Here is a 10,413-nt window from a genome sequence, read left to right on the forward strand (position 1 = left end):
CCAGTGGCTTCCACCGTGTGAAGGTGGCACTCTACCGCTGAGTTAACCGCCCGGTGAGTTAGAGCGCGCATTATAGGCATCACCTCTATGGGCGTCAAGGCCTTTTTTGAACTTTGTTCGATCTGTGGCGAAAATTCCGTTGGTGTGTTTTAAATAACACAAAAATAGTTTCAATTGAAACGAACGCGCGGAATCAATGGGCTCCGGCGCCCGATGCACGGATCCAGTTGTTGAAGCACGCCCGCGCGGCCGGGGCGACTTCGTCGGCGAGGAGGCCGCTGTCGATGGCGTGGGTGGTGCAGAACTCGTCGGCGGCGGCGCCGTGGAGGTGCGCCGCAGCGAGCAGCGCGTCGCCGGCGGGCCAGCCGCGGGCGAGGAGGGCGGTGACGAGGCCGGTGAGCACGTCGCCCATGCCGGCGGTGGCCATGGCCGGGTTGCCGCTGGTGTTGATCCACCAGGCGCCCTGCGGGCTGGCGACGATGCTGCCGCAGCCCTTGAGCACGACCCAGGCGCCTAGCTGGCGGGCGATGGCTATGGCGGCGGCGATGCGATCGCGCTGGACATCCGGCGTGCTGCAGCCGAGCAGGCGGGCGGCTTCGGCGGGGTGGGGGGTGAACAGCGTCGGCGCGCTGCGGTTGGCGAGGGCGCGCTGCAGGGCTGGATCGGCGGCAACGAGGTTGAGGGCGTCGGCGTCGAGCACCAGGGGCTTGTCGAGGCCGATGGCCGTGGCGACGAGGGCGTGGGCGGCCTCCGATTGGCCGAGGCCGGGTCCGACGGCCACGGCGCTCATGGCGGGATCGGTGAGGAGCTCGGCGGCGGCGCGGAACATCAGCTCGGGACGCAGGATGTCCACCGGTAGCGCGGCCGGATCAAGCAGGCCCAGCAGCACCCGGCCGGCGCCCAGATGGATGGCGGCGCGGCCGGCCAGCAGCGCGGCACCGACCATGCCCGGCGCGCCGCCCACCAGCGCGGCGTCGCCGTAGCTGCCCTTGTGGCTGTTGGCGCGGCGGGGGTTGAGCCGGGCGGCGAAGAGGGCTGGGGTGATCTCGCGCCCCGGGGTGGGGGCGAGGCTTTCGGCGTCCACGTCGATGGTGTCGAGGTGCACCTCGCCGCAGTGGTCGGGGCCGTCGAGGGTCAGCAGGCCGGGCTTGAGGGCGATGAAGGTGATCGTGTGGCTGGCCTCGAAGCAGGGGCCCAGGCGGCGGCCGGTGTCGGCGTCGAGGCCGCTGGGGATGTCGATGGCGAGGCGCGGGCAGGGCTGGGCGTTGAGGGTGTTGATCCAGGCGGCGTAGCGGCCTTCCAGCGGGCGTTGCAGGCCGATGCCGAAGAGGGCGTCCACCACCAGTGCCCAGCCTTCGTCCGGCGGTGCGGGCAGATCGGGAACGGTGAGGCCGCCAGCGGCGATCCACGCGGCGTGGGCGGCGCGGGCGTCGTCGGGCAGACGACAGGGATCACCGGCAAAGGCCACGCTCACCGCCAGACCGGCGCAGTGCAGGTGCCGTGCGACCACGAAGCCGTCGCCGCCGTTGTTGCCCGGCCCGCAGGCCACCAGCACCCGGGCCGGGCCCTGGACGAGGCGCAGGGCGAGGCGGGCGGCGGCCTCGCCGGCACGCTCCATCAGGGGCGGAACGGCGCCGGGAATGGCCAGCGCTTCGACGGCGCGGATGCCGGCGACGGGGTAGATCGGGCGGGAGGTGGCAAACATGGCGGGGGGCTCAGGCGGGGCGTTGGATCAGACGGGGCTGTCCATGTGCTCGAGGGTTTCGAAGGCCATCTCGCGCAGGTCGAAGAAATCGCTGTCGTCGATGCCCAGGTGGGCCATCACCGGCGTGCGGCCGCGCTGCCAGATGGAATCCTCGTTCATGCGCAGGAAGCTGCCGACGAAGCAGGCCGACAGGGTGGCCAGGGCGATCAGGGTGCGGGTCTTGGCGGCGGTGGCGTCGGCGCCGGGCTCGAAGACGCTCATGTCGTGGTGGAGCAGGGTGGCGGTGCTGATCTCGTCGGGCAGGCCCCAGCTGCGGCACAGCAGGTAGCCGATGGCGGCGTGGTGGGTGGCGTGGCGTTCTTCTTCGACGGCGGTGAAGGGGCGGTCGTAGGTGATGTTGGCTAGCTGGAGGGTGTCCCGGTAATCGGGGATGCGGCCCATCAGCACACCGATGCCGCAATCGTGGAACAGCCCGAAGTTGCAGGCGGTGTCGGCTGGCACGCCGCGGAATTCCTTGGTGAGGCGTCCGCACAGGTGGGCGATGCGCAGGGTGGAATCCCAGAAGCGGTCGAGGCGCTGGTGGCTGCCGAGGGCGTTGCGCAGGGCGACGCCGGCCACCAGGTTGCCAAGGGTGCGCATGCCGAGCACCGGCAGGGCCTGCTGGATGGTGGTGACCTTGCGGCTGAGGCCGAAGGCGGCAGAGTTGGCGACCTTCAGCACCGATCCGGCGAGGGCCACATCGCTGCTGATGAGGGTGCCAACGGTGGACAGGGAGGCGTTGGGAGACGCGATCTCCTTTTGCAGCCGGGTCAGGATGGCCGGGCAGGGGGGGATTTCGACACCCCGGAGCAGGCGTTCAAGTTCGGAAGGGGCGGGGCTGGACATGGCTTTCGGGGGAGGGGCCGCGGGTTTGCGGCCGTGCCGAATTCTAGCCCACCTGCCCACCTACGCAATCCTGCGTATTTCGGCAAAAGGGCGGGCTCCGTAACCTGCACTCCATTGCTGCACCGCATGAAATCCCGCCAACCACGCAAGGAGCCCAAGATGCAAAACCGCCGTAGCTTCATCAAGGCCGCTGTTCTCTCCGCCTCCATCGCCGCCATCGGCGCCATGTCTTCCACGGCCTACGCCGCCGACACCATCAAGGTGGGGATTCTCCACTCCCTGTCGGGCACGATGGCCATCTCCGAGACGGCGCTGAAGGAAACCGCGCTGATGACCATCGACGAGATCAACGCCAAGGGCGGCGTGCTCGGCAAGAAGCTCGAGCCGGTGGTGGTGGACCCGGCCTCCGACTGGCCGAAGTTTGCCGAGAAGGCCCGCCAGCTGCTTTCGCAGGACAAGGTGGCGGTGACCTTCGGCTGCTGGACCTCGGTGTCCCGCAAGTCGGTGCTGCCGGTCTACAAGGAGCTCAACGGCCTGCTGTTCTACCCGGTGCAGTACGAGGGTGAAGAGCTCGAGAAGAACGTCTTCTACACCGGCGCTGCGCCCAACCAGCAGGCGATCCCGGCGGTGGAATACCTGATGAGCAAGGAAGGCGGTTCGGCCAAGCGCTTCGTGCTGCTGGGCACCGATTATGTGTACCCGCGCACCACCAACAAGATCCTGCGCGCCTTCCTGAAGAGCAAGGGCGTGGCCGAGGCCGACATCATGGAGGAATACACCCCCTTCGGCCATTCGGATTACCAGACCATCATCGCCAAGATCAAGAAGTTCGCCGCCGAGGGCAAGAAGACGGCGGTGATCTCGACGATCAACGGCGACTCCAACGTGCCTTTCTACAAGGAACTGGGCAACGCCGGCCTGAAGGCCAAGGACGTGCCGGTGGTGGCCTTCTCGGTGGGTGAAGAGGAGCTGCGCGGCGTCGATGCCAAGCCGCTGGTGGGCCACCTGGCCGCGTGGAACTACTTCATGTCGGTGAAGAACCCCGAGAACGACAAGTTCATCAAGATGTACCGCGACTGGGCCAAGAAGGCCAAGCTGCCCAAGGCCGACACCGTGGTCACCAACGACCCGATGGAAGCCACCTACGTGGGCATCCACATGTGGGCGCAGGCGGTCGAGAAGGCCAAGAGCACCGACACCGACAAGGTGATCGCCGCGATGGCCGGCCAGACCTTCAACGCGCCGTCGGGCTTCACCCTCAAGATGGACGAGACCAACCATCACCTGCACAAGCCGGTCTTCATCGGCGAGATCAAGGCGGATGGCCAGTTCAACACCGTCTGGAAGACCAAGGGCCCGATCCGCGCCCAGCCGTGGAGCCCGTTCATCCCGGGTAACGAAAGCAAGCAAAAGCTCTAAGCACGCGCGACGCACGGGCCGGTGAAGGGCTCCGCGCCCGGAGCCGGCCTTTTTTGCAGCTTCAATTTGGTCGGACCCTGTAGGTCGGGCGCACGCCCGATGCCCTTGCGCAGATCAATGTCCATCGTTGTCGGGCCTCGGCCCGACCTACAAGGAAGGTTCCCATGAGACGTTTCCTCCTTTCCCTCGGGCTGGTGCTCGGCCTGTGCGCCACGGGCGCCCGCGCCGATCTCGACCCCGCGGCGCTGAAGGGCCTGGCGTCGGATGACTTCGACGCCAAGCAGGCCGCCATCACCGGCCTTGCCGCCACCGGAGACGCGGACGCCGAGCGGGTGCTCAAGGCCCTCGCCGACGACGCCCTGGCGGTGGCCGGCGGTCGGGTCGTCATTACCGCCGGCGGGCAGGTGCTGGATGCCGCCAGTGGCGCGGCGATCAAGCCGGCCCCGGCCAACCCCGAATCCATCGGCCTCAACAACGCCCTGCGCCAGCAGGTGGATGGCGCCCTCGCGGCGTTGCGCCTGTTCTCGGCCGATCGCACCGAACGCCTCGCCGCAGCGAAGCTGCTGCTGGCCGACATGGGCGACGGCGCCGCGCTGCTGCCCATCCTCGACAAAGCCGTGAAGGCGGAAGCCGACGGCGAGATCAAGACTATCCTCGCCCAGCTCCACGCCCAGGCCCGCCTCACCAGCCCCGACGCCTCGGTGCGTCTGGCCGCGGTGCAGACCCTGGGCGAATCGTCCAGCCCGGCGGTGAAGGCGCTGCTTCTGCCCCTCATCGAGAAGCAGGGCGACGCCTACCTGGAGACTGACGACAAGGTGCGCTACGCCGCCCAGACGGCGATCAAGTCCATCGAAGGTCGCCTCGCCTGGAGCGAGACCGCCGGCCAGATCTTCACCGGCGTGTCGCTGGGCTCGATCCTGCTGCTGGCGGCCCTGGGCCTGGCGATCACCTACGGGGTGATGGGCGTCATCAACATGGCCCACGGCGAGCTGCTGATGATTGGCGCCTACTCGGCCTACGCCATGCAGACCCTGTTCCGCGCCAGCTTTCCGGATTTCGTCGATTACTACCTGGTTGCCGCGGTGCCGGTGGCCTTCTTCGTGGCCGCGCTGGTGGGCATGGCCATGGAGCGCACGGTGATCCGCCATCTCTACGGCCGCCCGCTGGAAACCCTGCTCGCCACTTGGGGCCTGTCGCTGGTGCTGATCCAGGCCGCGCGCCTGCTCTTTGGCGCCCAGAACGTGGAAGTGGCCAACCCGGTGTGGATGTCCGGCGGCGTGCAGATCGCCGAGAACCTCTCCCTGCCGTGGAACCGGCTGGTGATCGTGGCCTTCTCGGGCTTCGTGCTGCTGCTGGTGTGGCTGATGATGAACAAGACCCGCCTGGGGATGTTCGTCCGCGCCGTGACCCAGAACCGCCCGATGGCCGGCTGCGTGGGCGTGCCCACCGCGCGCATCGACACTCTGGCTTTCGGCATCGGCTCCGGCATCGCCGGGCTGGGCGGCGTGGCCCTGTCGCAGATCGCCAATGTCGGCCCGGACATGGGCACCGGCTACATCGTCGATTCCTTCATGGTCGTCGTGCTCGGCGGCGTCGGCCAGCTGGCCGGCGCGGTGTGGGCGGCGCTGGGGCTCGGCGTGGTGAGCAAGTTCCTCGAAGGCTGGGCTGGCGCGGTGATCGCCAAGATCCTGGTGCTGGTCTTCATCATCATCTTCATCCAGAAGCGTCCGCAGGGCTTGTTCGCCCTCAAGGGCCGCTTCGTAGAAAACTGAGGAGGGCGACATGCGCACGCCTGCAACCATCAAACTCGTCGCCGGACTCGGCCCCAAGGGCTGGCTGGCGGTGGCGATCGCCGCGCTGGTGGCCTGGGTGCTGGTGCCCATGGCCCACCTGATGCTGCCCGAGAGCCATCCGCTGCATGTGTCCACCTACGCCATCACCCTGATCGGCAAGATCCTGTGCTACGCCGTGGTGGCCGTGGCGATGGACCTGATCTGGGGCTACGGCGGCATCCTCAGCCTTGGTCACGGGCTGTTCTTCGCGCTCGGCGGCTACAGCTTCGGGATGTACCTGATGCGCCAGATCGGCCGCGAAGGCAGCTACCAGAGCGACCTGCCGGACTTCATGGTGTTCCTCGACTGGAAGGAGCTGCCCTGGTACTGGACGGGTTCGGACCACTTCCTGTGGGCGCTCTTCCTGGCGGTGGCGGTGCCCGGCGTGATCGCCTGGATCTTCGGCTACTTCGCCTTCCGCTCGCGGATCAAGGGCGTGTATTTCTCGATCATTACCCAGGCCCTCACCTACGCTGCGATGCTGTTTTTCTTCCGCAACGAGACGGGCTTTGGCGGCAACAACGGCTTCACCGACTTCAAGCGCATCCTGGGCTATTCGATCACCGCCCCCGAGACGCGGCTGGTGCTGTTCGGCCTGTCGGTGGCGCTCTTGCTGGGCACGCTGATCCTCGGCCGGGTGCTCATCGCCTCGAAGTTCGGCAAGGTGCTCACCGCCATCCGCGACGCCGAGAGCCGGGTGATGTTCATCGGGTACAACCCGCTGCACTACAAGCTGTTCATCTGGACGCTGTCGGCGATGCTGTGCGGCCTGGCCGGTGCGCTCTACGTGCCCCAGGTGGGCATCATCAACCCGTCGGAGATGTCCGTCGCCAATTCCATCGAGATCGCCATCTGGGTGGCGGTGGGCGGGCGCGGCACGCTGATCGGGCCGGTGTTCGGGGCGGCCATCGTCAATCTGTCGAAGAGCTGGTTCACCACCAGCTTCCCGGAATACTGGCTGTTCTTCCTGGGCCTGCTGTTCATCCTCGTCACCCTCTACCTGCCCCAGGGCGTGGTGGGCCTGTGGGCGAAGCTGACCCGCCGCGAGGCGAAGGCCGCCGCCCCTGCCAAGGCTGAAACCCCCGCCGCGCCGGCTGCCCGCAGCGCCGACACCCCCGCCGCCGAGCTGCCCGCCGGTGCCGCCAAAGGAGCTTCCGCATGAGAGTCGAATCCTCCATCTCCCGCAACGCCCCCGCCGACGGCCAGCAGGAACACTGGGACGGCGAGGCCAGCACCGGCCACGTCCTCAAGCCCGGCGAGCTGGACCTCTCGCACAACGTCATCCTGTATCTGGACGACATCACCGTGAGCTTCGACGGCTTCCGCGCCCTCAACGCGCTGTCGCTGCAGATCGACGCCGGCGAGCTGCGCTGCATCATCGGCCCCAACGGCGCCGGCAAGACCACGATGATGGACGTCATCACCGGCAAGACCCGGCCCGACGCAGGCAAGGCCTTCTTCGGCCAGACGATTGACCTGACCCGGATGACCGAGCCACAGATCGCCCACGCCGGCATCGGCCGCAAGTTCCAGAAGCCGACGATCTTCGAGCACCACACGGTGTTCGAGAACCTGGAGCTGGCCCTGAAGACCGACAAGCGCGTCAAGAAGAGCCTCTTCGCCCGGCTGTTTGGCGACGACCTGGACAAGATCGCCGACACCCTCCGGCAGATCCGCCTGGCCGACCAGGCCGACCGGCCCGCCGGGCTGCTCTCCCACGGGCAGAAGCAGTGGCTGGAGATCGGCATGCTGCTGGTGCAGGACCCGAAGCTGCTGCTTCTGGACGAACCTGTGGCCGGCATGACCGACGACGAGACCGAGCGCACCGCCGAGCTGTTCGTCAGCCTCAAGGGCAAGCACTCGCTGATGGTCGTCGAGCACGACATGGCCTTCGTCGAGGCCCTGGGCGGCAAGGTCACGGTGCTGTGCGAAGGCTCGGTGCTCGCCGAAGGCGACCTCGCCACCGTGCAGGCTGACCCGCGGGTGATTGACGTGTATCTGGGGCGGTAATGGGGAATAGGTAATGGGTAAGGGGAAATGGGACGTGCAGTGCCCGCCCCAGCCTGATTGCCCCACCGAGCGTCCAGCAAACACCGCCCACTCCCCACTTTCTACTTCCCACTTCCGGCCTTCCCCTGGAGACCCCCATGCTTACCGTCACCAACCTCAACCAGTACTACGGCGGTTCCCACATCCTGCGCGACCTCAGCTTCGAGGTGCCGATGGGCAAGGTGACCACGCTGCTCGGGCGCAACGGCGTCGGCAAGACGACCCTGCTCAAGACGCTCATGGGCCTCGTCCCCTCGGCCACCGGCAGCATTGCACTGGATGGACACGACATCACCAAGGCCGCCAGCTACAACCGCGTGCGCGCCGGCATCGGCTACGTGCCCCAGGGCCGCGAGATCTTCCCGCGCCTCACGGTGGAGGAGAACCTCCAGATGGGCCTCGCCACCCGCCCGGCCAGCAGCCAGGTACCCACCCGCATCTTCGAGATGTTCCCGGTGCTCAAGCAGATGATGAAGCGCCGCGGCGGCGATCTTTCGGGCGGACAGCAGCAACAGCTCGCCATCGGCCGCGCGCTCGCCCCCGGGCCCAAGCTGCTGATCCTCGACGAGCCCACCGAAGGCATCCAGCCGTCCATCATCAAGGACATCGAGCGTGCCATCCGCGCCCTGGCCGAAACCGGAGAAATGGCCATCCTGCTGGTGGAGCAGTACTACGACTTCGCCCGCTCGCTCGCCGACCACTACCTGCTGATGGAGCGCGGCGAGATCATCAGCCGCGGCACCGGCGCCGACATGGACGCCAACCGGGTGCGGGAGATGCTGTCGGTGTGATGGACGGGGCTGCGTTACTTGCCGCCTCGGATGATGTAGCGTTCGCTTGTCTGCCGTGCGGCGTTCAGGAAGAAGCGTTTGTCGTCATCTCCAAAGGTGGCGAGCTGGTGGAGTACGGAGTGGGTGCCGTCCTTGAAGTGGACGGTGAATCGGAACACGAAGGGTGCGAGCCCCTTTTGCTGGAGCCAGCCATTCTGCTTGCCCATCGGATCGCCATTGTTCCAGCTATTGATCCACATGCCGTCACGTAGACTGGGCGCGCTGTCGTCCACGAGTATTGCGGCAGGATCGGTCGGAAAGACGTTCTCGACAGTGATGCGGGTAATCTCATCCCTGGTCTTGGCCTGCAGGCTGAATGACCACAGCAGGGACGGGGTGTCACCGATTTCATCGGGAGGTGCGATGAGGATTGCGGCTCCGGTAATCTTGATGCGGGCGTCTTCGGCGGGCTTTGGGCCGCGCGGGCCGGCCTTGACCTTGACCGTCTCGCCGCCCGCGATCTTCATGGGGATCTCGCGAACGTCGGTTGTCTGGCAGGCGGTCAGCATGGATGAGGCAAGGAGTGCAGCTACAAGATGATAGTGGATGTTTTTCATGGTATGTAAACATATACACGTAAAATTTTTTGTCATTATATCCAAATGGGCTTGATTGGAAAGTGCCTTGGCATGTCCGGGTGGCGTCTCGTCTCCTGCCGTTTGCCGGCATGGGTCTTGCTCGCTGGTGTGCCATGCTGGAGATGATTTCTTCCCCTGCTGGGGTGCGGTCCGGAGAGACCGCTGATTTGCCAGATACTTACGCCCGAAATTGGTGCGCGCGCCTGGAGCTCGGCTTTCAGGCTCGTGGCGCTGATTGCACCGTATTGGTGCATCGCCTCCACCAAGGCCCGCTGCGCGTGCAGAAGGCCCTCTACCCGGAAGGCCCGGAGGTGTGCCACGCGCTGGTGCTGCACCCGCCCGCCGGCATCGCCGGGGGCGACGAGCTCACGCTCGCAATCGACGTGGGTGAGGGCGCCCGGGCGTTGGTCACCACGCCCGGGGCCGGCAAGTGGTATCGCAGCCGCCAGCCCGACGGCACCCAGCTCGCCCGCCAGACGCTGGATTTCAGCGTCGGCGCAGGTGGGATGCTCGAATGGCTGCCCCAGGAGGCGATCGTCTTCGACCGGGTGCGCGGCCGGGCCGACACCACCGTGCGCCTCGCCGGCAACGCCGTGTTCATGGGCCTCGACATCCTGTGCCTGGGCCGAACCGCTTCGGGCGAACGCTTTACCGCCGGCAGCCTCGCCATCGCCTCGCGCATCGAGCGCGACGGCCGGCTGCTGTGGCACGAACAAGGCCGCATCGAAGGGGGCTCGCGCCTGCTGGATTCGCCGGTGGGCCTGCGCGGCCAGCCGGTCACCGGCACCCTGCTGGTGGCCGCCGAAGGCATCGACAGCGCGCTCCTCGAAGCCTGCCGCGCCGTGCAGCCGGCGGTGGGCGAGGGCGGCGTGACGCGCCTGCCCGGCCTGCTGGTGGCCCGCTATCTCGGCCCCGCCGCCGAGCCCGCCCGGGCGTGGTTCGTCGCCCTGTGGTCGGTGCTCCGCCCGGTGCTCGCTGGCCGCGATGCGGCGGTGCCGCGAATATGGGCGACTTAGGAAGTAGGGAGTGGGTAATGGGAAGTGGGTCGTGGGTATTGGGGTGTAGTGGTCTAATTTCCACGGACACCTCGATAGGTGGATCATTCACCGTTCGAG

General features: G+C 67.0%; 9 protein-coding genes. 6 read left to right on the forward strand and 3 right to left on the reverse strand.

All coding sequences use genetic code 11. The features are described from left to right. Nucleotides 1–193 precede the first annotated feature (193 nt). A complete protein-coding gene (locus Q0672_RS00085; protein ID WP_298618531.1) occupies nt 194–1,705 on the reverse strand; it encodes an NAD(P)H-hydrate dehydratase in 1,512 nt (503 codons plus the stop codon). 27 nt (nt 1,706–1,732) lie between these two features. Further along, nucleotides 1,733–2,590 carry an HDOD domain-containing protein gene (locus Q0672_RS00090; protein ID WP_298618533.1) on the reverse strand — a complete coding sequence of 286 codons (858 nt, stop codon included), beginning with the start codon at nt 2,588–2,590 and terminating at the stop codon, nt 1,733–1,735. 159 nt (nt 2,591–2,749) lie between these two features. Between Q0672_RS00090 and urtA the strand changes: the two genes are divergently transcribed. The 5 genes from urtA (at nt 2,750) to urtE (ending at nt 8,681) form a co-directional block, all read left to right on the forward strand. Continuing rightward, nucleotides 2,750–4,009: an urea ABC transporter substrate-binding protein gene (urtA, locus tag Q0672_RS00095; RefSeq protein WP_153160260.1), complete on the forward strand. Its 1,260-nt coding sequence runs from the start codon at nt 2,750–2,752 to the stop codon at nt 4,007–4,009. A 164-nt stretch (nt 4,010–4,173) separates the two neighbouring features. Further along, complete coding sequence (urtB, locus tag Q0672_RS00100; RefSeq protein WP_298618538.1) at nt 4,174–5,781, forward strand: urea ABC transporter permease subunit UrtB; 1,608 nt, start codon at nt 4,174–4,176, stop codon at nt 5,779–5,781. 10 nt (nt 5,782–5,791) lie between these two features. Further along, nucleotides 5,792–7,003, forward strand: coding sequence for an urea ABC transporter permease subunit UrtC (urtC, locus tag Q0672_RS00105; RefSeq protein ID WP_298618540.1), 1,212 nt, complete (start codon nt 5,792–5,794; stop codon nt 7,001–7,003). Then, the gene (gene urtD, locus Q0672_RS00110) at nt 7,000–7,851 is read left to right on the forward strand and encodes an urea ABC transporter ATP-binding protein UrtD (RefSeq protein WP_298618542.1); all 852 of its coding nucleotides are present in this window, start codon (nt 7,000–7,002) and stop codon (nt 7,849–7,851) included. The genes urtC and urtD overlap by 4 nt, the downstream gene beginning before the upstream one ends. A 137-nt stretch (nt 7,852–7,988) precedes the next feature. Continuing rightward, nucleotides 7,989–8,681, forward strand: coding sequence for an urea ABC transporter ATP-binding subunit UrtE (gene urtE / locus Q0672_RS00115; RefSeq protein ID WP_298618544.1), 693 nt, complete (start codon nt 7,989–7,991; stop codon nt 8,679–8,681). A gap of 14 nt (nt 8,682–8,695) precedes the next feature. Here urtE and Q0672_RS00120 read toward each other — a convergent pair whose 3' ends face one another. Beyond that, nucleotides 8,696–9,277: a hypothetical protein gene (locus Q0672_RS00120; protein ID WP_153160255.1), complete on the reverse strand. Its 582-nt coding sequence runs from the start codon at nt 9,275–9,277 to the stop codon at nt 8,696–8,698. Between the two features lie 269 nt (nt 9,278–9,546). Here Q0672_RS00120 and Q0672_RS00125 point away from each other — a divergent pair, with 269 nt between their 5' ends. Then, on the forward strand, nt 9,547–10,314 hold the full coding sequence (locus tag Q0672_RS00125) for an urease accessory protein UreD (RefSeq protein WP_298618547.1): 768 nt from the start codon (nt 9,547–9,549) through the stop codon (nt 10,312–10,314). Nucleotides 10,315–10,413: the final 99 nt, after the last annotated feature.

Origin of the sequence: uncultured Zoogloea sp. (assembly GCF_937894855.1) — a bacterium.
GTDB classification, from domain to species: domain Bacteria; phylum Pseudomonadota; class Gammaproteobacteria; order Burkholderiales; family Rhodocyclaceae; genus Zoogloea; species Zoogloea oryzae.